Source organism: Variovorax sp. GW823-FHT04B03 (genome assembly GCF_058796495.1).
Map to the genome: position 1 here is coordinate 19092 of NZ_JBXAIT010000002.1, position 21743 is coordinate 40834.

Annotated in this window: 17 protein-coding genes; all 17 read right to left on the reverse strand. The window is 66.4% G+C overall.

All coding sequences use genetic code 11. The features are described 5' to 3' along the window. Positions 1-46: 46 nt before the first annotated feature. The 17 genes from AC1RAD_RS08795 to AC1RAD_RS08875 all read right to left on the reverse strand — a co-directional run bounded on the left by AC1RAD_RS08795 (position 47) and on the right by AC1RAD_RS08875 (position 21629). The gene (locus tag AC1RAD_RS08795) at positions 47-1444 is read right to left on the reverse strand and encodes a DUF2252 domain-containing protein (RefSeq protein WP_492734575.1); all 1398 of its coding nucleotides are present in this window, start codon (positions 1442-1444) and stop codon (positions 47-49) included. Next, positions 1434-1736 (reverse strand): Dabb family protein, encoded by a 303-nt coding sequence (locus AC1RAD_RS08800; protein ID WP_062471343.1) that lies wholly within the window; start codon positions 1734-1736, stop codon positions 1434-1436. The genes AC1RAD_RS08795 and AC1RAD_RS08800 overlap by 11 nt, the downstream gene beginning before the upstream one ends. Positions 1737-1756: 20 nt before the next feature. Further along, positions 1757-1996, reverse strand: coding sequence for a hypothetical protein (locus tag AC1RAD_RS08805; protein ID WP_492734576.1), 240 nt, complete (start codon positions 1994-1996; stop codon positions 1757-1759). Positions 1997-1998: 2 nt separating this feature from the next. After that, positions 1999-3852 carry an acyl-CoA dehydrogenase gene (locus tag AC1RAD_RS08810; protein WP_492734577.1) on the reverse strand — a complete coding sequence of 618 codons (1854 nt, stop codon included), beginning with the start codon at positions 3850-3852 and terminating at the stop codon, positions 1999-2001. An 18-nt stretch (positions 3853-3870) separates the two neighbouring features. Continuing rightward, a complete protein-coding gene (locus AC1RAD_RS08815) occupies positions 3871-4350 on the reverse strand; it encodes a PaaI family thioesterase (protein ID WP_095948561.1) in 480 nt (159 codons plus the stop codon). A 2-nt stretch (positions 4351-4352) separates the two neighbouring features. Further along, positions 4353-5528: an acetyl-CoA C-acyltransferase gene (locus AC1RAD_RS08820; protein ID WP_070060672.1), complete on the reverse strand. Its 1176-nt coding sequence runs from the start codon at positions 5526-5528 to the stop codon at positions 4353-4355. A 43-nt stretch (positions 5529-5571) separates the two neighbouring features. Next, complete coding sequence (locus AC1RAD_RS08825; protein ID WP_492734578.1) at positions 5572-7047, reverse strand: M20 family peptidase; 1476 nt, start codon at positions 7045-7047, stop codon at positions 5572-5574. Between the two features lie 25 nt (positions 7048-7072). Beyond that, positions 7073-9175: a 3-hydroxyacyl-CoA dehydrogenase NAD-binding domain-containing protein gene (locus tag AC1RAD_RS08830; protein ID WP_062471322.1), complete on the reverse strand. Its 2103-nt coding sequence runs from the start codon at positions 9173-9175 to the stop codon at positions 7073-7075. Between the two features lie 237 nt (positions 9176-9412). Then, positions 9413-10108, reverse strand: coding sequence for an ABC transporter ATP-binding protein (locus AC1RAD_RS08835; RefSeq protein WP_492677068.1), 696 nt, complete (start codon positions 10106-10108; stop codon positions 9413-9415). A gap of 1 nt (position 10109) precedes the next feature. Next, on the reverse strand, positions 10110-10886 hold the full coding sequence (locus AC1RAD_RS08840) for an ABC transporter ATP-binding protein (protein ID WP_062471315.1): 777 nt from the start codon (positions 10884-10886) through the stop codon (positions 10110-10112). After that, positions 10887-12212 carry a branched-chain amino acid ABC transporter permease gene (locus tag AC1RAD_RS08845; RefSeq protein ID WP_062471312.1) on the reverse strand — a complete coding sequence of 442 codons (1326 nt, stop codon included), beginning with the start codon at positions 12210-12212 and terminating at the stop codon, positions 10887-10889. A 4-nt stretch (positions 12213-12216) separates the two neighbouring features. Further along, a complete protein-coding gene (locus tag AC1RAD_RS08850; protein WP_095745331.1) occupies positions 12217-13170 on the reverse strand; it encodes a branched-chain amino acid ABC transporter permease in 954 nt (317 codons plus the stop codon). Positions 13171-13253: 83 nt separating this feature from the next. Beyond that, a complete protein-coding gene (locus tag AC1RAD_RS08855) occupies positions 13254-14495 on the reverse strand; it encodes a branched-chain amino acid ABC transporter substrate-binding protein (protein WP_062471306.1) in 1242 nt (413 codons plus the stop codon). A gap of 201 nt (positions 14496-14696) precedes the next feature. Continuing rightward, positions 14697-15926: a branched-chain amino acid ABC transporter substrate-binding protein gene (locus AC1RAD_RS08860; RefSeq protein WP_492734579.1), complete on the reverse strand. Its 1230-nt coding sequence runs from the start codon at positions 15924-15926 to the stop codon at positions 14697-14699. A 140-nt stretch (positions 15927-16066) separates the two neighbouring features. Further along, positions 16067-17710 carry a 3-(methylthio)propionyl-CoA ligase gene (locus AC1RAD_RS08865; RefSeq protein WP_070060678.1) on the reverse strand — a complete coding sequence of 548 codons (1644 nt, stop codon included), beginning with the start codon at positions 17708-17710 and terminating at the stop codon, positions 16067-16069. 114 nt (positions 17711-17824) lie between these two features. Continuing rightward, positions 17825-19711: a CocE/NonD family hydrolase gene (locus AC1RAD_RS08870; RefSeq protein ID WP_492734580.1), complete on the reverse strand. Its 1887-nt coding sequence runs from the start codon at positions 19709-19711 to the stop codon at positions 17825-17827. Between the two features lie 79 nt (positions 19712-19790). After that, positions 19791-21629, reverse strand: a complete 1839-nt coding sequence (locus tag AC1RAD_RS08875; RefSeq protein ID WP_492734581.1) for a carboxylesterase/lipase family protein — start codon at positions 21627-21629, stop codon at positions 19791-19793. Positions 21630-21743 lie beyond the last annotated feature (114 nt).

Consider the following 21743-nt stretch of genomic DNA (forward strand, 5'->3'; position numbering starts at 1 on the left):
GAAAGAAGAGGGTTGCGTTGGCGCTGGAGGCGGTGGCTTCGGGCTGTCAGGACGCGGTGTCGTCCGCCTCGACCGCGGCGGCCTTGCCGGCGGCCACGGCTTTTTTCAGCCGGCGCCAGTCGGCCTGGTTCACGTCGGCATAGCCTTCGGCGAAATCGGCGAGCGCCGTGTTGAAGCTCCTGGAGCGCCCCAGGTAGCCGTCGATGGCCCAGGCGTCGCCGCCCTTGGCATGCGCGCGGGCCAGGCTGTAGCCGCAGGCCTCGGCGAACTCGAGCAGGTCGACCGGCTTGAAGTCCTCGAGCTTGTAGGAGGCCTTCATGTCGCGCAGCTGCCGCACGTAGAAGCCGCGCCCGCCCGGTCCCTGGGCCCAGCCCAGGAAGACGTCGCTGGCGGCCTGGGCCAGCCGCTGGCCCTGCACCACGCGCTGGCCTGGCGACGCTGCGCCAGGTGCCGCGCCCAGCGGGGCTTCGAGCACCGACTCGCCGGCCTCCTTGCACTGCAGGAACAGCGGGTGCGCGCGGTCGGCCACGAGCAGCAGCAGGAAGCAGCGCCGGCCGACCGAGCCGACGCCGGGCGTGAGCACCGCGACGTCGTGCAGCTCGTAGCGGTCGAACAGCCGCTGGCGCTCGGGCGGCAGGCTGGCGCGGTACTGCGCCAGGAAGGCCGGCAGCCCGGCGCGGAAGCGCTTGATTTCACGCGCGGTCGCGCGGGCGTCGTGGTACACGAACGGCGGCTGGTCGCGGATCATGAGGCGGCCGTCGACCGTCTCGGTCGCGCTGTCGGCGAACACGCGCGAGGTGCTGCGGCGCGCCTTCTTGATGACCGCGAGCTCGGTCGCGTCTTCGGCGCCGAGCTTCAGCAGGGTTTGCGAGGTGAGCCGCGCGTACCAGGCCTCCAGCGTGTCCATGCGCGCGAAGGCCCGCATGCGGTCGCGGTAGGCCTCGGCCAGCTGCTGCACGGCCTCGCGCCCGATGCGCGGCTTGAAACCCCGGTCGCGCGCGGCCACCACGAACGAGGTGGCCAGCCGGCGCACGTCCCAGTCGAAGGGCCCTTGCAGGGTTTCGTCGAAATCGTTGATGTCGAAGACCAGCGCGCGCTCGGGGCTGGCAAAGAAGCCGAAGTTCGCGAGGTGCGCATCGCCGCACAGCTGCGTCGCGATGCCGCTGTGCGGCAGCCTGGCGAGGTCGTTCGCCATCAGGCTGGCGGCGCCGCGGTAGAACGTGAAGGGGCTGGCCAGCATGCGGCCGTGGCGCACCGGCACCAGCTCGGGCACGCGGCCGCGGTTGGACGCCTTCAGCCAGCCGAGCGGATCGCGGTCGGTGGCGTCGGGCCGGGGCACCTGCGCCCACTGGCCAAGCGCACAGCGCTGGCGCTGCGCACGGCCGAACGCCCGCCGCTCGGCCGGTGAGGCCGTGGCGTCGGGCGCGTGGGGTTCAGAGCTCATAGTCCATGCACTGGCGGGCTTCGCGCACGGCGCCGATGAAGGGCTTGAGGGCCACGTGCTGGGGATGGTCCGCATAGGCCGCCAGCGCGGCGGCGTCGGTGAATTCCGAGTTCAGGATCAGGTCGTAGGTGGCCTCGAGCCCGGGCTGGGCGATGACCACCTCGAAACGGTGCGTGCCGGGCGAGAGCGTCGCGCAGGCATCGAGCAGCGCCTTGGCCTTGAGCAGGTTGGTCGCCTTGTCGGCGCCCTCGGCGTGCTCCTTGAACTTCCACATCACGATGTGCTTGAGCATGGTCGGTCCTTGCCTTGTTCTTACTTGAGCCGCGAACGCACGTAGATGAGCACGACGCCCACCGCGGCGACCACGACGCCGGGCACGGCCATCGACCAGCCTAGCGCGGGCTCGGTGCGGCCCGTGGCCACCCCCAGGATCACGAGAAACAGGCCGCCGTAGATCAGGATCCAGATCCACTTCTCCAGCCGCGCATGCGGCTTGGGTGGTTTCGGCGGTTGGGCGGCGGGCGGGGGTGAGTTCGGGGCGGCGTTGGCCATTGTCAGAAAGCGTCCTCGGGCAAAGCGGTACAGGTCGGGTCACGGGTTTCGACCACCTGGAGCCAGGCACCGATTTTCGGCAGCTCGTAGTGGAAGAAATAGTCCGTGGCGCCGATCTTGCCAGCTGTTACCGCCCTCGCCTTCTGTGCGTCGATTTCCAGGGCCCGCAGCGCCACGTCGAGCCAGATCCAGGCCAGCACCGTGTGGCCGAAGGCCTGCATGTAGGGCACGGCGTTGGCCAGCGCGTCGGCCGGGTCGCCGGTGGACCAGGCAGCCTCCGTGGCGCTGCCGATGCGCTGCAGCGCGGCGCCCAGCGCCTTGGCATGCGGCGCCAGCGCCGGCACCTTGCCCGCGCGGCCGATGGTCTCGGTGACGCGCCCGGCCAGCAGCTGCAGGCCGCGGCCCTTTTCCATCAGCACCTTGCGGCCCAGCAGGTCGGCCGCCTGGATGCCGTGTGTGCCCTCGTGGATCATGTTCAGGCGGTTGTCGCGCCAGTACTGCTCCACCGGAAAGTCGCGCGTGTAGCCGTAGCCGCCGTGCACCTGGATCGCCAGCGAATTCGCCTCCAGGCACCACTCGCTGGGCCAGCTCTTGGCGATGGGCGTGAGCACCTCCAGCAGCAGGCGGGCGTCGTCGGCCTGCGCGGCATCGCCGGTCTTCTGCGTGTCGACCAGGCGGGCGCAGTACAGCTCCAGCGCCAATGCGCCCTCGCAGTACGCCTTCTGCGCGAGCAGCATGCGGCGCACGTCGGCGTGCTCGATGATGCGCACCTGCGGCGCGGCCGAGTCCTTGGCCACGGCCGCGCCGGCGGCTTCGGGTTTCTTCACCAGCCGGCCCTGCGGGCGGCTCTTGGCGTAGTCGAGCGAGGCGTAGTAGCCGGCCATGCCGAGCATGGTGGCGGCGGTGCCGACGCCGATGCGGGCCTCGTTCATCATGTGGAACATGCAGTGCAGGCCCTTGCCGGGCGCACCGACCAGGTAGCCCACCGCGCCGGCCTTGCCGCCGACCGGGTACTTGCCTTCGCCGAAGTTCAGCAGCGTGTTGGTGGTGCCGCGCCAGCCGAGCTTGTGGTTCAGGCCTGCCAGCGCCACGTCGTTGCGTTCGCCGGTGAGTTCGCCCTGCGTGTCCACCATGCGCTTGGGCACGATGAACAGCGAAATGCCGCGCGTGCCGGGAACGAGCTTGCCGTTCTCGTCGGGAATCTTGGCCAGCACGATGTGCACGATGTTCTCGGTCAGCTCGTGGTCGCCGGCCGAGATCCACATCTTGTTGCCCGTGAGGCGGTAGCGCGGGCCCAGCGGGTCGTCCTGGAAGTCGGCGCCATCGGGCACGGCGCGCGTGGCCACGTCGCTCAGCGACGAGCCGGCCTGGGGCTCCGACAGGCACATGGTGCCGGCCCAGCGGCCCGAAAATTCGTTCTTGGCGAACACCTCTTTCTGCTTCTCGGTGCCGTGCACCATGAGCAGGTTGGCGTTGCCGCTGGTGAGCATGTTCGAGCCGATGCTCACCGAGGCCATCGCGAAGAAGCTGTTGGCCGCGGCCTGCACCGTGTAGGGCAGCTGCATGCCGCCAATGTCGTAGTCCTGTGCGGCGCTCAGCATGCCGGACTCGACGAAGGCCTTGTGCGCATCGTGCGTGGCCTGCGGCAGGATGACCTTCTCGCCGTCGAAATGCGGCTCCTGCATGTCGACGGTGCGGTTGAACGGCGCGTACTTTTCGCGCGCGATGCGCTCGCAGGTGTCGAGCACGGCGTCGAAGGTTTCGCGCGAGTGGTCGGCAAAACGCTCGCTCTGGTTGAGCTTCTCGGCGTCGAGCCAGTCGTAGAGCAGAAAGTCGAGGGTGGGACGCAGGCTCATGGTGATGTCTTCTTCAGGCTACGACTTCGCGGGCGACGAAGTCTTCTTCGGGGAATCGGGCAGCTTGGCGATGGTGCCCTGCGCCAGCGCGCAGAGCTTCTCGGTGCCGTCGTCGGCCACCGCCACCACCTCGCAGGTGCACACGGCCTGCGAGCTGCCGGTGTGCACGGCCCGGGCGCGCGCAATCAGCCGCTGGCCGATGGCGGGCCGCACGTAGTTGATCTTGAATTCGGAGGTCACGACCGGCACGCGCAAGGCGCTGCCGCCGGCAAAGGTCAGCGCGTTGTCGGCCATGTAGCTCACGATGCCGCCATGGGCGAAACCGTGCTGCTGCTTCAGCTGCGCGCCGAGCGGCAGCTGGAGCTCGGCATGGCCCGGCGCGAGTGCGTGCAGCTCGGCGCCGATCAGCACGCTGAAGGGCTGCGCGGCCAGCACGCTGCGGCCGTAGGCCAGGACGGCTTCGGGCGAGACCTCCTGGTCATTGCCCAAGCCGGACATGGTTACAGGACCTCGAACACGCCCGCGGCGCCCATGCCGCCGCCAATGCACATCGTGACCACGACCTTCTTGGCGCCGCGGCGCTTGCCCTCGATGAGCGCGTGGCCCGTGAGACGCTGGCCGCTCACGCCGTAAGGGTGGCCCACGGCGATGGCGCCGCCGTTGACGTTCAGGCGGTCGCCCGGAATGCCCAGCTTGTCGCGGCAGTAGATGACCTGCACGGCGAAGGCTTCGTTCAGCTCCCACAGGTCGATGTCGTTGACCGTGAGGCCCAGGCGCTTGAGCACCTTGGGAATGGCGAAGACCGGGCCGATGCCCATTTCGTCGGGCTCGCAGCCGGCCACGGCGAAGCCGAGGAAGCGGCCCAGGGGCTTCAGGCCCTTCTGTTGTGCGTACTTCTCGTCGACCACCACGCAGGCGCCGCCGCCGTCGGAGAACTGGCTGGCGTTGCCGGCCGAGATCAGGCCACCGGGCATGGCCGAGCGGATGCCGCTGATGCCTTCCTTGGTGGTGCCGGGGCGGATGCCTTCGTCGTTCTCGATCGTGACTTCCTTGGTGCGCAGGCCCATCACGGGGTCGGCCACGCCGGCCAGCACGGTGATGGGGGCGATTTCAGCCTTGAAGAGGCCGGCTTCGAGCGCGGCGGTGGCGCGCTGCTGGCTCTGCGCGCCGTACTCGTCCATGGCGTCGCGGCCGATGTTGTAGCGCTTGGCGACCTGCTCGGCGGTCTGCAGCATGTTCCAGTAGATCTCGGGCTTGTGCTTCACGAGCCACGGGTCGGCCAGCATGTGCGTGTTGGCTTCGTTCTGCACGCACGAGATGCTCTCGACGCCGCCGGCCACGTACACGTCGCCCTCGCCCGCGATGATGCGCTGGGCGGCGGTGGCGATGGTCTGCAGGCCCGACGAGCAGAAGCGGTTGATGGTCATGCCCGAGGTGGTGACCGGCAGGCCGGCGCGCAGGGCGATCTGACGCGCGATGTTGGAGCCGGTGGCGCCTTCAGGCGTGGCGCAACCCATGATGACGTCGTCGACCGAGGCCGGGTCGATGCCGGCGCGTTGCACCGCGTGCTGCACGGCATGGCCGCCCAGCGTGGCGCCGTGGGTCATGTTGAAGGCACCCTTCCAGCTCTTCGCGAGCGGCGTGCGGGCGGTGGAAACGATGACGGCGCTGGTCATGGTGAGGTCCTTTGAAGATGGAAGGGAAAAGAGGGTGTGGTCGTCATTGCGCCGGAGCAGCGTTGGTGTTGCTCAGGAGCTGGTGATAGAAGCCGATCATCTCGCCGTAGTTCGAGATGGCCAGGCGTTCGTTGTTGCCGTGGAAGCGCGCCAGGTCTTCGCTCTTCGCACGGAACGGCGAGAAGCGGAAGACAGCGTCGCTCACGAGGCTGAAGTGGCGCGAATCGGTGGCGGCGGTCATGAGGCCGGGTGCCACCACGGCATCGGGGAAGCTCTGGCGCACGGCCTGCTGGATCGCGCGGTAGCCGGTGCTGTCGGTCGGCGACACCGGCGAGGGCTCCGAGTTGCCGGGGTACGGCTTGATCTTGATGTCGTCGTCGCCCAGCGCCTTGCGCAGATGCGCCTCGACGCTGGCCAGCGTGTCGCCGGGCAGCACGCGGAAATTGACGGCAGCCTCGGCGCGGCCGGGCAGCACGTTGTCCTTGTTGCCGGCGCGCACGATGGTCAGTGCGGTGGTCGTGCGCAGCATGGCGTTGCTGCTCGGGCTCTTCTCGAGCTGGCCGCGCACCAGCGGCTCGGTGAGCCACAGGTTCGACAGCATGACGCGGTTGACGCCGCCCATCTCGGGCGCGAGCGCACCGAACATCTGGCCGGCCACGCCCTGGATGCCGCCGGGCATCGGCGTTGCTTCGAGCCGCGCGAGCGCGGCGCTCATGCGGCCGATGGCGCTTTTTTGCGGCGGCATCGACGAGTGGCCGGGCGCGGTATCGAGCGAGAGGAAGAAGGTGCCGTAGCCCTTCTCCGCCAGGCCGATGAGCGCCGCGGGCTTGCTCAGGCCGGGCAGCACGCCGTCGAGCACGAGCAGACCTTCGTCGAGCACCCAGTCGAGCTTCACGCCGCGCGACTTGAGCAGTTCGGCGATGGGCTGCGCGCCGCGCAGGCCGCTCACCTCTTCGTCGTCGCCCATCACGAGGTAGACCGTCTGCTTCGGCTGGAAGCCGCTGCCGATGAGCAGCTCGATGGCTTCCATCTGCGCAAACAGGTTGCCCTTGTTGTCGAGCGTGCCGCGGCCCCAGACGAAGCCGTCCTTGATCTCGCCCGCGAAGGGATCGACCGACCAGGCCTTTTCGGTGCCGGGCGCGATGGGCACCATGTCCTGGTGCGCCATGAGCGCGATCGGCTTGGCCTGCGCGTCGGTGCCGGCCCAGGTGTAGAGCAAGGCCTTCTGGCCCACCACTTCCTTCTTGAGGGTGGCGTGGACCTTCGGGTACTGCTGCGCCAGGTAGGCGTGCAGCTTGTCGAACTCGGCCAGGTTGGCAGCCGGGTCCTCCAGGCTCGACACCGTGCGGATCGGGATCGCGCCGGCCAGCCGCTTCGCAGCCGCCTGCAGGTCGATCTCGAGCTTCGGTGCGGGGGCCACCGCGAGTTGCTGCGATGGCGTGGTCCAGGTCTTGACCGCCACGGCCGCCACCAGTGCCAGGAGCACCAGCAGCAGCCCGAGGAAGATGCGTTTCAACATGGGCGGTCTTGATCCTGGGTCAGTCTCAGCTGAAGGACTTGCCTTCGGCCACCAGCTTCTGGATCAGCGGTGCGGGCTGCCAGAACTCGGCGTCGTCGCGCGGGTTCTGCGCAAAGCGCTTCATCGTCTCGGCCACGTTGTACAGGCCGACCTGCGAGGCGTAGTGCATCGGGCCACCGCGGTAGATCGGGAAGCCATAGCCGGTGAGGTACACCATGTCGATGTCGCCCGACTTGGAGGCAATGCCGTCTTCCAGGATGTGCGCGCCTTCGTTGACGAGGGCGAACACCAGGCGCTGCACGATTTCCGTGTCGGAGATCTTGCGCGGCGTGATGCCGAGTTCCTTGCGGTGGTCCTCGATCATCTTGTTGACGAGTTCCGACGGGATGGCGTCGCGCTTGCCGGCCTGGTAGTCGTACCACCCTGCCCCGGTCTTCTGGCCGAAGCGGCCCAGTTCGCACAGCTTGTCGGCCGTGCGGCTGTACTTCATGTCGGCGCGCTCGACGGCGCGGCGCTTGCGGATCGCCCAGCCGATGTCGTTGCCGGCCAGGTCGCCCATGCGGAACGGGCCCATGGCAAAGCCGAACTTCTCGATGGCCTTGTCGACCTGCTGCGGCGTGGCGCCTTCGTCCAGCAGGAAGCCGGCCTGGCGGCTGTACTGCTCGATCATGCGGTTGCCGATGAAGCCGTCGCACACGCCCGACACGACGGAGGTCTTCTTGATCTTCTTGCCGATGGCCATCACGGTGGCCAGCACGTCCTTGGACGTGGCCTTGCCGCGCACCACTTCGAGCAGCTTCATCACATTGGCCGGGCTGAAGAAGTGCATGCCGACGACGTCTTGCGGACGGTCGGTGAACGAGGCGATCTTGTCGACATCGAGCGTCGAGGTGTTGGAGGCCAGGATGGCGCCCTTCTTGGCGACACGATCGAGTTCCTTGAAGACCTTTTCCTTGACGCCGATTTCTTCGAACACGGCTTCGATGATGAGGTCGGCGTCCTTGAGGTCGTCGTAGCTCAGGGTGGTGCTCAGAAGCGCCATGCGCTGCTCGTACTTGTCCTGCTTGAGCTTGCCCTTCTTGACCTGGGCTTCGTAGTTCTTCTTGATGGTGGCAATGCCGCGGTCGAGCGCCTCTTGCTTCATCTCGAGGATCTTGACGGGGATGCCCGCGTTCAGGAAGTTCATCGAGATGCCGCCGCCCATGGTGCCGGCGCCGATCACGCCCACAGCCTTGATGTCGCGCTTGGGCGTGTCTTCGGGCACGTCGGGAATCTTGCTCGCGGCGCGCTCGGCCATGAACAGGTGGCGCAGGGCCAGCGATTCGGGCGTGAACATCAGCGCGGTGAACAGGCGTCGTTCTTCGGCCATGCCGTCGTCGAACTTCATCTTGGTCGCGGCCTGCACCGCGTCGACGCACTTCAGCGGCGCAGGGTAGTTCTTCGACATGCCGCCGACCATGTTCTTGGCGAACTGGAAGTAGGCATCGCCTTGCGGGTGCTTGCACGGCAGGTTGCGCACCAGCGGCAGCTCGCCACCCTTGGCAGCGACCGACTTGGCGAACTCGACGGCTTCGTCGAACACCGACTCGGCCGAGGCGGCCAGCTTGTCGAACAGCTTCTGGCCCGGCAGGCTGGCGAGCAGTTCGCTCTTCACGGGCTCGCCGCTGACGATCATGTTCAGGGCGGTTTCCACGCCGATCACGCGCGGCAGGCGCTGCGTGCCACCGGCGCCCGGCAGCAGGCCGAGCTTGACTTCAGGCAGTGCCACGCTAGTGCCCGGTGCGGCCACGCGGTAGTGGCAGCCCAGGGCCAGCTCCAGGCCGCCGCCCATGCACACGGAGTGGATGGCTGCGACGATGGGCTTGGGCGAGGCTTCGAGCGAGAGGATCACGCTCAGCAGGTTGGGCTCTTGCAGCGCCTTGGGCGTGCCGAATTCCTTGATGTCCGCACCGCCCGAGAACGCCTTGCCGGCGCCGGTGATGACGATGGCCTTGACGGCGCTGTCGGCATTGGCCTTGGACAGGCCGTCGGTAATGCCGATACGTGTCGAGAAGCCGAGACCGTTGACCGGCGGGTTGGTCAGGGTGATCACGGCGACATCGCCGAGCACTTTGTATTCAGCCGTCATGCTGCGTTCCTTGGTGTGTGAAGAAAAAGAAGAAAAAGCACGAGTGTTCTTTTTCGAAGATTCTAGGCGTTTTGCGTGGCCGAACAATGGCACGCAGTCGCTGTCGGGACAAGGGCCTCAAGAGAGAGCCGGACTTTCCAGGAACACCGCGGAACCGGCTTTGCCGGGCCGCAGGTGTTGCCCCCTGCAAGGGGGTTGGCGCGCGCGACACGAAGTACGCGAAGCCTGGGGGTTTGCTTAAACCTCCAGCCACTCCCTGCGGGTGGTGCCGTCGGCGCGCAGGCTGTCGGGCGTCCCGTCGAACACGATGCTGCCGTGGCCCATGACGAGCGCGCGGTCCGAAATCTGCATCGCGATGGTGAGCTTCTGCTCGATGAGGAGCACCGAGATGCCCTTGTCCTTCAGCGTGCGCAGGTACTGCCCCACCAGCTCGACGATCTTGGGCGCGAGGCCTTCGGTCGGCTCGTCGATGATGATCAGGTCGGGGTCGCCCATGAGCGTGCGGCACAGCGTGAGCATCTGCTGCTCGCCGCCCGAGAGCACGCCGGCCTCGGTGTGCTGGCGCTCCTTCAGCCGCGGGAACATGCCGTACATGTCGTCGAACGACCAACGGCTGCCCTTGCCCGAGCCCTTCTGCCCCAGGAGCAGGTTCTGGTGCACCGTGAGCTTGGGGAAGATGTCGCGGTTCTCGGGCACGTAGCCGATGCCCATGTGCGCGATCTCGTAGGCCTTGCGACGCAGGATGTCGCTGCCCTTCCACTGCAGCGTGCCTTCGGCATGCACCAGGCCCATGATGGCCTTGGCGGTGGTCGAGCGGCCCGAACCGTTGCGGCCCAGCAGGGCCACGATCTCGCCCGGGCGGACGTCGAAGGAAACGCCATGCAGCACATGGCTCTTGCCGTAGTAGGCGTGGATGTCGTGAAGCTTCAGCATGTCAGTGTCCCGCCCCTTGTGCATCGGCCACGGAAGAACCCAGGTAGGCCTCCTGCACGCGTGCATTGGCGCGCACGGCAGCCGGCGTGTCGAAGGCGATGACTTCACCGTAGACCACCACGGCAATCTTGTCGGCCAGCCCGAAGACCACGCCCATGTCGTGCTCCACCGTCAACAGTGTCTTGCCGACGGTGACGTGCTTGATGAGCGAGATGAAGTGCGAGGTCTCGGTCTTGCTCATGCCGGCCGTGGGCTCGTCCAGCAGGATGACGCCGGCGCCGCCGGCGATGGTCACGCCGATCTCGAGCGCGCGCTGTTCGGCATAGGTGAGGTTCACCGCATGCACGTCGCGCTTGCGCTCCAGGCCGATCTGCTTGATGAGCTCTTCGGTGCGCGCGTTGGCGTCGTCCAGGTTCGAGAGAAAGCGCAGGAAGGTGTACTTGTAGCCCAGGCTCCACAGCACGCCGCAGCGCAGGTTCTCGAAGACGCTCAGCTTCGGGAAGATGTTGGTGATCTGGAAGCTGCGCGACAGCCCCAGGCGGTTGATTTCATAGGGCTTCTTGCCGTCGATGCGCTGCCCGTTGAGCAGCACCTCGCCGCTGGTGGGCGTGAGCCGCCCGCTGATCAGGTTGAACAGCGTCGACTTGCCCGCGCCGTTCGGCCCGATCACGGCGATGCGTTCGCCGGCCTTCACCGCCAGGTCCACGCCGCGGATGATTTCGGTCTTGCCGAAATTCTTGCGCAGCGCCTTCAGTTCCAATGCGTATTGCGCGCTCATTTACGCCGCCTCCCGACGTTTGATTTCTGCTTCGATCTCTTCCTGCGCCTGGCCCCAGACCCGCACGAAGCGGCGCCGTGCCACCTCGAGCAGGCCCAGGCCGACGGCCAGGATCGCGATGGCGCCCAGCCAGCTGGTCACGCCCGCCGTGTTCAGCATGGTGCCGAAGAACTTCAGGTCCGGGCCCATCGCCGCGTTGAGCTGGATGTGATAGATCATCTCGATCAGCGCGGCAGCGCCGACCACCACCGGCACCAGGGCCACGGCGAGCGCGGCGTACAGGCCCCAGAAGCGGTTGAACTTGCCGAACTTGGCCACGCGCAGGTTCATCATGACCAGGCTGGCGATGCCGCCGGGGGCGAACATCACCATGAACACGAACACCAGGCCGAAGTACAGCTGCCAGGCCTTCGACAGTTCGGACAGCAGGATCGAGGCGAACACCAGCAGCACCGCGCCGATGATCGGGCCGAAGAAGAACACCGCGCCGCCCAGGAAGGTGAACAGCAGGTAGCCGCCCGAGCGGATGGCGTTCAGGCTGTCGGCCGCGTTCACGATCTCGAAGTTGATCGAGGCCAGGCCGCCGCCGATGCCGGCGAAGAAGCCCGCGATGATGAACGCGAAGTAGCGCACGCGCTGCGTGTTGTAGCCGATGAACTCCACGCGCTCCGGGTTGTCGCGCACCGCGTTCAGCATGCGGCCCAGCGGCGTGCCGGTGAAGGCATACATCAGGGCGGTGCACACGAAGCAGTACGCGGCGATCAGGTAGTACACCTGGATCTGCGGACCGAAGGTGAAGCCGAAGAAGCTCGGGCCATACACGCGGTCGGTGGTGATGCCGCCCTCGCCGCCGAAGAAGCTGGGGAACATCAGCGCCATCGAGGCCACGAGCTCGCCGATGCCCATGGTGATCATGGCGAAGGTGGTGCCCGACTTCTTGGTGGTCACGAAGCCCAGCAGGATGGCGAAGAACATCCCCGCCAGCCCGCCGACGAGCGGAATGAGCACCAGCGGAATCGTCGGGCCACCCTTGGTCGCCATGTTCATCGCGTGGATGGCGATGAACGAGCCCAGGCCGGTATAGACGGCATGGCCGAAGCTCAGCATGCCGCCCTGCCCCAGCAGGATGTTGTAGCTCAGGCAGATGATGATCAGGTAGCCCATCTGCGAGAGCATCGTCAGCGCCAGGCTGCTCTTGAACAGCATCGGCGAGATGATCAGCACCAGGGCGAACAGCGCCCAGACCAGGTAGCGCCCGATGTTCCAGGGCTTGAAGCGGTAGTACCGCGTCGGGGTCGTCGGTGAAGTGGTGGTTGCGGTGGTCATGGTGTCAGTCCTCCCGGGTGCCCAGAAGACCCTTCGGGCGGAAGATGAGGATCAGCACGAGGAACAGGTACGGCAGGATCGGTGCGACCTGCGAGATGGTGAGCTTGAGCAGCTCGTAGCCGAAGGTCTGGTCGCTCACGGCCACGCCCAGGGCCTGCAGCGCGGTGGCCAGCGAGTGGTCCAGCGCCACGGCGAAGGTCTGGATGATGCCGATCAGCAGCGACGCCAGGAAGGCGCCGGCCAGCGAACCCATGCCGCCGACCACCACCACCACGAAGATGATGGTGCCGACCGAGCCGGCCATGGCCGGTTCGGTGACATAGGTGTTGCCGCCGATCACGCCCGCCAGGCCAGCGAGCGCGGCACCGCCGCCGAACACCAGCATGAACACGCGCGGCACGTTGTGGCCCAGCGCCTCGACCATGTCGGGGTGCTTCAGCGCCGCCTGGATCACCAGGCCGATGCGGGTGCGCGTGAGCAGCAGCCACACGGACACCAGCATGAGCATCGCCACCAGCATGATGAACGAGCGCGACTTGGGGAACTGCGTGCCGTACAGCGAGAACAGCGGGCCCTGCAGCGCCTCGGGCAGGCCGTAGGGCACCGTGGAGCGGCCCCAGACCAGCTGGACCAGCTCGAGGATGAGGTACGAAAGACCGAAGGTCACCAGCAGCTCGGGCACATGGCCGAACTTGTGGACCCGGCGCAGGCTGTAGCGTTCGAAGGCTGCGCCCAATGCACCCACCAGCAGCGGCGAGAGAAAGAGCGCGGGCCAGAAGCCGACGATGCCTGACAGGGTGTAGGCGAAATAGGCGCCCAGCATGTAGAAGCTGGCGTGTGCAAAGTTGAGCACACCCATCATGCTGAAGATCAGCGTAAGGCCAGAGCTCAGCATGAACAACAGCAGGCCGTAGCTGACGCCGTTGAGCAGTGAGATGACGAAGAATTCGACGTTCATCGGTCTTCCGTGTCGGTTGAAAAAGAAAGAGGCCCGAGTGTTGAAGTCGGGCCTCGACCGGTCAGGGGGCGATCAGCAGGCGATCAGGAGGCGCCGCCGGGTCGCTTCATCTGGCACGAGGTGGGCGTGCTCGAGACGTAGGGCTCGTAGTACTTGACCGGTGCCAGCGTGTAACCGGTGTTTTCCGGGCTGTACGGGCTCTTGGCGTCGGCCTTCTGCCAGCGCGTGATCCACAGGCCCTGCTGCAGCTGGTGGTCGGACTTGCGCATCTCGACGTCGCCGTTGAAGCTCTTGAACTTCATGCCTTCCATGGCGGCGGCCACCTTGACGGGGTCGGTCGACTTGGTGCGCACGAAGGCTTCGGCGAGCATCGCGTACACGGTGTACGGCGACGTCGTGTACAGGTCTTCGTTGAAGCGCTTCTTGAACTCGTTCATCATCGGCGCGATCGGGCCCGGCGCGTTGTAGTGGCTGTAGCCCACCATGTAGACCTTGCCGTCCGAGGCCGCGCCCATGGCGGTCGGCGTGCCGTTGGTCACGGCGTAGTAGGTGTAGAACTTGACGTTCAGGCCCGCGTCGTTGGCCGACTTGATGAGCAGCGCGAGGTCGGAGCCCCAGTTGCCGGTGATGACGGTGTCGGCACCCGAGGCCTTGATCTTGGCGATGTAGGGCGCGAAGTCGCGCACCTGGGCCAGCGGGTGCAGATCGTCGCCGACGATCTGCACGTCGGGGCGCTTGGTCTTGAGGTTGTCCTTGGCGTACTTCGCGACCTGCTGGCCGTGCGAGTAGTTCTGGTTGATCAGGTAAACCTTCTTGATGTCGGCCTGGTCCTTCATGAAGGTGGTCAGGGCTTCCATCTTCATGGAGGTGTCGGCGTCGAGGCGGAAGTGCCAGTAGCTGCACTTGCTGTTGGTCAGGTCGGGATCGACTGCCGCGTAGTTGAAGTACACGACTTCCTTGCCCGGGTTGCGGGCGTTGTGCTTTTCGAGCGCGTCCATGATGGCCAGCGCCGGGCCGGAGCCGTTGCCCTGCACCACGTAGCGCGCGCCCTGGTCCATGGCCGAGCGCAGCGCGGCGGTGGTTTCCTGCGGGCTGAGCTTGTTGTCGATGCCGATGACCTCGAACTTCACGCCGGCCACGTTCTTCTTGTTGAATTCTTCGGCCAGGAACTGGAAGGTCTTGAGCTGGTTGGTACCGACGGCCGCCATCAGGCCCGACAGCGGGTCCAGCCACGCGATCTTGACGGTCTCACCCTTCTGGGCAAGGGCACCGGTGGCACTTGCCGCGAGCACGGCGGCGGTAGCGATCTTCAGAGCGAACTTCAATCTATATCTCCTGGTCAAACCGATATCAAAAACGCTGCACAAGCGTACAAGTCTTTGCCACCCCACCCCTCAGGGAATGCCCGTAAGGAAGGGGCTGCAAAGGCACGTATCTATCGCGCAGGCGACAGTGCATTTCCTTCTTTTGCTACCCGGCGGTAGGTATCTTCTACCGATGGGTAGGAAATGCGCTCACAAAGACGCCTAGGGGCGCTTCATCTGGCAGGTCGTGGGCGTGCTCGCCACATACGACTCGTAATACTTCACGGGGACGTTGGTGTAGCCGGTGTTCTCGGCGTCGTAGGGGTACTTGGCGCTGGCCTTCTCCCAGCGCGAGATGTACAGGCCCTGCTGCAGCTGGTGGTCGGCCTTGCGCATCTCGACTTCGCCGTTGAAGCTCTTGATCTTCATGCCTTCGAGCGCCGCGGCCACCTTGACGGGGTCGGTCGACTTGGTCTGCACGAACGCGGCATCGAGCAAGGCGAAGGTGTGATAGATCGAGGACTGCGTCAGGTCGTCGTTCATCTTCTTCTTGTAGCCCGTCAGCAGCCGCTGGATTTCGCCGCCCATGTTGTAGTGGGCATAGGCCACGGTGTAGACCTTGCCTGACGAGGTGGCGCCCATGGCCGTGGGCGTGCCGGCGCCCGGTGCGTAGTACGTGAGGAACTTGACGTCCAGTCCCGAGTCGTTCGCCGCCTTGATGAGCAGCGAGAGGTCGGAGCCCCAGTTGCCGGTGATGACCGTGTCGGCGCCCGAGGCCTTGATCTTGGCGATGTACGGCGAGAAATCGCGCACCTGCGCGAGCGGGTGCAGGTCGTCGCCCACGATCTGGATGTCGGGGCGCTTGGTCTTGAGGTTGTCCTTGGCGAACTTGGACACCTGCTGGCCGTGGGAGTAGTTCTGGCCCAGGATGTAGACCTTCTTGATGTCGGCCTGGTCCTTCATCCAGGTGGTCAGCGCTTCCATCTTCATGGAGGTGTCGGCATCGAGGCGGAAGTGCCAGTAGCTGCACTTGCTGTTGGTCAGGTCGGGATCGACCGCCGCATAGTTCAGGTAGAGCAGTTCCTTGCCGGGATTGCGTGCGTTGTTCTTCTCGACGGCGTCGATGATCGCGAGCGCCGGGCCCGAGCCGTTGCCCTGGGTGATGTAGCGCGCGCCCTGGTCCTGCGCCGAGCGCAGCGCCGCGGTGGTCTCCTGCGGGCTCAGCTTGTTGTCGATCGCGATGATCTCGAACTTCACGCCCGACGCATTCTTCTTGTTGAACTCGTCAGCCAGGTACTGGGTCGTCTTGAGCTGGTTGGTGCCCACGGCCGCCATCAGACCCGACAGCGGGTCCAGCCAGGCGATCTTGACGGTTTCGCCCTTCTGGGCGAACGACGCTGAAACACTCACCAACATGGCGCAGGCGGCCACTGACTTGATACCGAAGTGCATGAAGAGTCTCCTGGTTGAAAGGCGGGACGCCAGCGTACAAGCGCCCTTTTCTTCGCCGCACAGGGAATGCCCGGAAGGAAAGCCGCCGGGGCGGCCTTCCTATCGCGTGCGCGACAGTGCGGGTGGGCTTTGGCCGTGCTTCAGAGGCCCGGCAGCTTGTAGTCCTTGAGCAGTTCGCGAAGCTTGGTCTTGAGGATCTTGCCGGTGGCGCCGATCGGAATGGCCTCCACGAACACCACGTCGTCCGGGATCTGCCACTTGGCGGTCTTGCCCTCGTAGAACTTCAGCAACTCCTCGCGGGTGACTTCGGCGCCGGGCTTCTTCACGACCGCGATGATCGGGCGCTCGTCCCACTTGGGGTGGAACACGCCGATGCAGGCCGCCATGGCGATGGCCGGGTGCGCGACGGCGATGTTCTCGATGTCGATGGAGCTGATCCACTCGCCGCCGGACTTGATCACGTCCTTGCTGCGGTCGGTGATCTGCAGGTAGCCCTCGGCGTCGATGGTGGCCACGTCGCCGGTGGGGAACCAGCCCCGGCCTGCGGCGTCGGCGACCAGCGGGTTGCCGCCCTCGCCCTTGTAGTACTCCTTGACGACCCAGGGGCCCTTGACCAACAGGTCGCCGTAGGCCTTGCCGTCCCAGGGCAGCTCGTCGCCATTGCCGTCGACGATCTTCATGTCGACGCCGAAGATGGCGCGGCCCTGCTTCATGCGGATCTGCAGCTGCGCGTCGGCGGGCAGCGACAGGTGCTTGTTCTTCAGCGTGCACAGCGTGCCCAGCGGGCTCATCTCGGTCATGCCCCAGGCATGCAGCACCTCGACGTTGTAGTTCTCCTGGAACGCCGTGATCATGGCCGGCGGGCAGGCCGAGCCGCCGATGACGGTGCGGTTCAGCTTGCTGAACTTCAGGCCGTTGGTCTGCATGTGGCCCAGCATCATCTGCCACACGGTGGGCACGCCGGCCGCGAAGGTCACGCCTTCGGACTCGATGAGTTCGTACACCGACTTGCCGTCGAGCGACGGGCCCGGGAACACGAGCTTGCAGCCCACCAGCGCGGCCGAGTACGGAATGCCCCAGGCGTTGACGTGGAACATCGGCACCACCGGCAGCACCGAGTCCTGCGCCGAGATGCGCATGACGTCGGGCAGCGCGGCAGCGTAGGCATGCAGCATGGTCGAGCGGTGGCTGTACAGCGCGGCCTTCGGGTTGCCCGTGGTGCCGCTCGTGTAGCACATGCTCGAGGCCGAGTTCTCGTCGAAGGTGGGCCAGTCGTAGGTGGTGGACTGCGTGCCGATCCAGGCCTCGTAGCTCACGAGGTTGGGCACGCCGCTGTCGGCAGGCAGCTTGTCGGCGTCACACAGTGCAACCCATTTCCGGATCGTGGGACAACGCGCGTGCACCGCCTGCACCAGCGGCAGGAAGCTCAGGTCGAAGCACAGGATCTGGTCTTCGGCATGGTTGGCGATCCACGCGATCTGGTCGGGGTGCAGGCGCGGGTTGATGGTGTGCAGCACGCGGCCGCTGCCGCTCACGCCGTAGTACAGCTCCAGGTGGCGGTAGCCGTTCCAGGCCAGGGTGGCGATGCGGTCGCTGAACAGCAGTTGCTCGCCATCCAGCGCATTGGCCACCTGCCTGGCGCGCGATGCGATGTCGCTCCAGGTGCAACGGTGGATATCGCCCTCGACACGGCGCGAGACGATCTCGCCGTCGCCGTTGTGGCGCTCGACGAACTCGATCAGCGACGAGATCAAAAGCGGTTGGTCTTGCATCAAACCCAGCATCTACGGACTCCTATGTGAAATGACTTCAAAAAGCGTTGCGAACGAGAGATTCACGCAAGCTTCGGCCACTTGCACAATGACACAAACCCGCACTGCATGATTGAACGAAGCGGCTCAAGTGGGCGCCTTCGGACCAGTGCCCGCGGGCACCGTCACCACGTTGGTGCGGCACGGCTGGCGCAGCGTCTTGCCGCACTCGGGCAACGCGGCCGCATGCGGGTAGGCGACATAGCCCAGCACGATGCTCGACGCGTTCGCGCCCTGGTGCCACAGCGTGTTGGTCGAAGGCCTCGTGTCGTTGCCGAACAGCCAGAAGCCGGTCTGCGACGGCGAGTCCACCGTCACGCGGATGCTGGAGCCGGCGCGAAAGACATGGGCGAACTTCTGGATCTCGATGCGCACCAGGTTGGCCTGGCCGGACTGCAGCGGCGCTTCCTTCGGCTGGGTGAAATCGCCGAAGGGGCGCAGCTCGGTGGAGCGGCTGGCGTCGAGCGCCCGCTTGGAGGCGCGCAGCCAGCCGCGCTGCACGAACATCTCCTTGCCGTCGGGCCGCACTTCCGACACCGTGACCTGCAGGTCGGTGCTGTCGGCGGTGGCGCTCAGGTACAGGTCGGCCGAGCCTTCCCCGTAGAAGCTCAGGTCCTCGGGCAAGGCGGCGGTGGTGAAGGTGAGCTGGCCGTCCTTTTCCGCGTCGGCCACGGCCTGCCAGCCTTCGGCGGCCGGGTTGTTCACCACCGGGCTCTTGGCCGGATACCGGTAGTCGGACGAGGCCGCGCCGGCGGTCGGCTTCGCGTCGGCGAGCCCGCCGCCCGGCTGCATCCACAGGCGCATCGGCTTGACCTTGACCGGCAGGCGGTCGAACTCGGCCACGGCCGTCTGCTTCAGCTTGGCGGCGCCGTTGATCGCCTTCTGGTCGGTCTGCTGCATTTCCTGCAGCAGGCGCACGTGCGGCTCCTTCTCGAAACCGTTGTCCTCGCCCTTCACGAAATGGGCCAGAAAGCGCTTCAGCGTGCCATCGATGTAGTCGGAGGTGACGTTGGTGTGGTGGTCGCCGTTGGAGCTGATGAGCCACATCTTTTCGGGCGCCATGGTGTCTTCGTAGTAGCCCGAGCGCGGGCCGATCTGCTCGTCCTGCCACGACTGGGTGCCCAGCGCGGGAATGTCGATCTTGCCGGTCTCGTAAAACGCGCTGCGCTTCACGTAGAGGCCGTCGGCGTACGGGTTCTCGAGCCACTTGGTCAGGTCGAGATCGGGGCGCTTGAGCTTCTCGATGTTGTCGGCCACGGTCTTGGCGCACTCCGTGTCGCCGTCGAGCTTGGCGGCCAGCGCGGCCGCGCGGTTCCAGGTGGCCGGGAAGCCGCCCCACCACTGCGCGGGAAAGCCGACGTTCTTGATGCCGCCCGGGTAGCCCACGTCGCGGTACGGATCGGTCACGTTCTTGCTGGGCGTGATCGCCAGCAGGCCCTTGGGCCGGTGCGCGGCCACCCACAGCTGGTTGTAGCCCGAGTACGAGTAGCCGATCATGCCGATCTTGCCGTTCGACCATGGCTGCTTGCCGGCCCATTCGAGGGCGAAGGCACCGGCCGCGCCGGTGCTGGCGTCGAAGACCTGGTCTTCGCCCGTCGAGCAGCCGGTGCCCGGCACGTTCAGGCCCATCACCGCATAGCCCTCGGCCAGCCAGCGCTGGCCGATGTTCGGGGCCGAGCCCGAGCTGTAGCCGTCGTACTCGACCAGCAGCGGATAGGTGGCGCTGCCTCCGCTGGGCAGCAGCAGCGAATAGCGCATCCGGTTGCCATCGGGCAGCGTGATGTAGCCCCACTTGCGGACCGGGCCCGTCTCGGGCGTGACCGGCGGCTGCGCGGGCGGCGTTTCGGCGGCGGACGGAAAGAAGCTGAACCCGCTGCCGCCCGACGAACCGCCACCGCAGGCCGCAAGGCCCGCCGCGATGGCAAGCAGCGACGCGGCAAGGCGCCATCGGCGGGGGTGCATGGAAATCCTCATGGTGTTGTCTCTGTGATCGTTCTGGTGGATGGCATGCGTTGCCCAGGCGCGTCTCGGGGCACGACGGCGATCCCCTGTATCAGGGCGCGGCGGTGATCTTCGTGGCGGTGGGCGTGGCGTCGAGCAGCAACTGCGAGGGCCACGTTCCCCAGGTGGCACCGAGTTCGGGCGTGTTCGGATCGCCGTTGCGCATGAAGGCCCCGACGCTGGCCATGACGGCCTTCGACAGCGCCACGCGCCCCTTCTCGTTGGCCTTGCCGCCCATCACGTTGCTGAGCAGCGACCCCTCGAAGTTGCCGAACACGAACGGCAGGTCGAAGGCGTGCGCGGCGCCGTACACGTCGTTCCACGGCGCGGCCTCCTGCGACCAGTCGAGGCGGTAGTGCCAGATGTTCGACTGGCGCGTCTTCATGGTGTTGAGCAGGTTGTCGCGATTGGCGCCGAACAGGCCCTTCGTGACGATGTCGGTCGCTGCGTTGTAGCCCGTGCCGGGAGTACCTACCGGAAGGTAGGATGCGTCGATGATTTCGTTCACCGTGAGCGTGGGGGCGGCGTCCGGATTGAAGTTGAACATCATCGAGAAGCGCGCGTCGTCCTTGACGATCCAGCCCGCCTTCAGGCCCGGGATGCCCAGCGATCCCAGCAGCGACGCGAAGAGCTTGCCCTCGTCGCGCGTGTTGCCCGCAAGCATGGGCACCTTGACGTACTTGTCGGCCGCGATCGCACCGATCGGGTCCAACGGCAGCACCGTGCCGTCGGGAATGGGCGCAACGGAACCCTGCCCGGCAGCAGTGACCTTGGTCAGCAGCGCCCCACCCTCCTGCGCACGCAGGTACTCGGCGATCTGCGCCGGCGAGCGCGTGCCGATATACACCTTGGCCGCCGCTTCATCGGCCACGGTGCCGTCGGCGACAAGCAGCTTTTCGAGGATCGTCTGGCCCTGCGTCAACGAGGCCGAAGCCGGCTGCAGCGTCGGCAGCGTCCCGGGCGGCAGATTGGTCTTGAGCGAAATGCCGCCGCTCATCTCGAAGGCCTTGTGGAACAGGCCCTTGGCCATCGGCGAGGTCATCACCGCCAGCAGGTTGGTCGCGCCGGCCGATTCGCCCGACAGCGTGACGTTGCCCGGGTCGCCGCCGAAGTTGGCGACGTTGCCTTGAATGAAGCGCAGCGCCGCCATGTTGTCCAGCAGCGCGAAGTTGCCCGAGTCGTCGCCCGCGCTGCCGCCCGGCCGCAGCTGCGGCATGTTCAGGAAGCCCAGGATGCCCAGGCGGTAGCTGGCGGTGATGACCACCGCGTTGGTGGCCTTGGCCAGCGCCGCGCCGTCGTACAGCGGATCGGCTGTGTAACCCGAAATGTTGCTGCCGCCATGGATGAACAGCAGCACCGGCAGGTTCTTCTCGGTGGTGGCCGGACGCCAGATGTTGACGAACAGGCAGTCTTCGCTGCCGACCGGCTTGCCCAGGTTGGTGCCGATGGTGGCGTCGTAGGTGTTGCTGGTGCCGGGGCTGAAGATCCGGCCGATCTGCAGGCAGGCGTTGCCGAAGGCCTTGGCCGGGCGGATGCCGGTCCAGGCTTCGGGCTCGACCGGTGCGCGCCAGCGCAGCGCGCCGACCGGCGGCTGGGCGAACGGAACACCCTTCCAGGACCAGGTGCCGTTCCTGGCGCTGTCGTCCGAGCCCTCGACCTTGCCGGCCGTGGTCTGGCGCACCATCGGGCCGTCGGCGGCGGGTGCCGGAGCGGGCGCGGGTGCCGGAGCCGGTGCAGGCGGCAACACGGGAAAGGCGGTCGCCCCGGACGAGCCGCCACCGCAGGCTGCAAGCGCCGCCGCGGCGGCCAGCGTGGCCATGGTGGCGATGGCGCGCGCCATCGCCGTCTGTCCTGCCGCACCCTGGTTTTGTGCTGTTGTCGTTGTCTTCATGTTTTGTCTCCACACCGGGTTAATCGGAATTCCTGGCTTGGCGCGCGGCACCCATACTCCGGGCCGCCGTGCACTGGAAAAATTCTAGGAACCGGCTCCGTTTTCACCGCTATC

Coding starts and splice junctions, on each gene's coding strand:
- AC1RAD_RS08845 (WP_062471312.1), bottom strand. CDS start 12,212: ATGACCACCGCAACCACCACTTCACCGACGACCCCGACGCGGTACTAC.
- AC1RAD_RS08810 (WP_492734577.1), bottom strand. CDS start 3,852: ATGAGCCTGCGTCCCACCCTCGACTTTCTGCTCTACGACTGGCTCGAC.
- AC1RAD_RS08840 (WP_062471315.1), bottom strand. CDS start 10,886: ATGAGCGCGCAATACGCATTGGAACTGAAGGCGCTGCGCAAGAATTTC.
- AC1RAD_RS08805 (WP_492734576.1), bottom strand. CDS start 1,996: ATGGCCAACGCCGCCCCGAACTCACCCCCGCCCGCCGCCCAACCGCCG.
- AC1RAD_RS08875 (WP_492734581.1), bottom strand. CDS start 21,629: ATGAAGACAACGACAACAGCACAAAACCAGGGTGCGGCAGGACAGACG.
- AC1RAD_RS08820 (WP_070060672.1), bottom strand. CDS start 5,528: ATGACCAGCGCCGTCATCGTTTCCACCGCCCGCACGCCGCTCGCGAAG.
- AC1RAD_RS08850 (WP_095745331.1), bottom strand. CDS start 13,170: ATGAACGTCGAATTCTTCGTCATCTCACTGCTCAACGGCGTCAGCTAC.
- AC1RAD_RS08815 (WP_095948561.1), bottom strand. CDS start 4,350: ATGTCCGGCTTGGGCAATGACCAGGAGGTCTCGCCCGAAGCCGTCCTG.
- AC1RAD_RS08800 (WP_062471343.1), bottom strand. CDS start 1,736: ATGCTCAAGCACATCGTGATGTGGAAGTTCAAGGAGCACGCCGAGGGC.
- AC1RAD_RS08795 (WP_492734575.1), bottom strand. CDS start 1,444: ATGAGCTCTGAACCCCACGCGCCCGACGCCACGGCCTCACCGGCCGAG.
- AC1RAD_RS08835 (WP_492677068.1), bottom strand. CDS start 10,108: ATGCTGAAGCTTCACGACATCCACGCCTACTACGGCAAGAGCCATGTG.
- AC1RAD_RS08860 (WP_492734579.1), bottom strand. CDS start 15,926: ATGCACTTCGGTATCAAGTCAGTGGCCGCCTGCGCCATGTTGGTGAGT.
- AC1RAD_RS08830 (WP_062471322.1), bottom strand. CDS start 9,175: ATGACGGCTGAATACAAAGTGCTCGGCGATGTCGCCGTGATCACCCTG.
- AC1RAD_RS08865 (WP_070060678.1), bottom strand. CDS start 17,710: ATGCTGGGTTTGATGCAAGACCAACCGCTTTTGATCTCGTCGCTGATC.
- AC1RAD_RS08825 (WP_492734578.1), bottom strand. CDS start 7,047: ATGTTGAAACGCATCTTCCTCGGGCTGCTGCTGGTGCTCCTGGCACTG.
- AC1RAD_RS08870 (WP_492734580.1), bottom strand. CDS start 19,711: ATGAGGATTTCCATGCACCCCCGCCGATGGCGCCTTGCCGCGTCGCTG.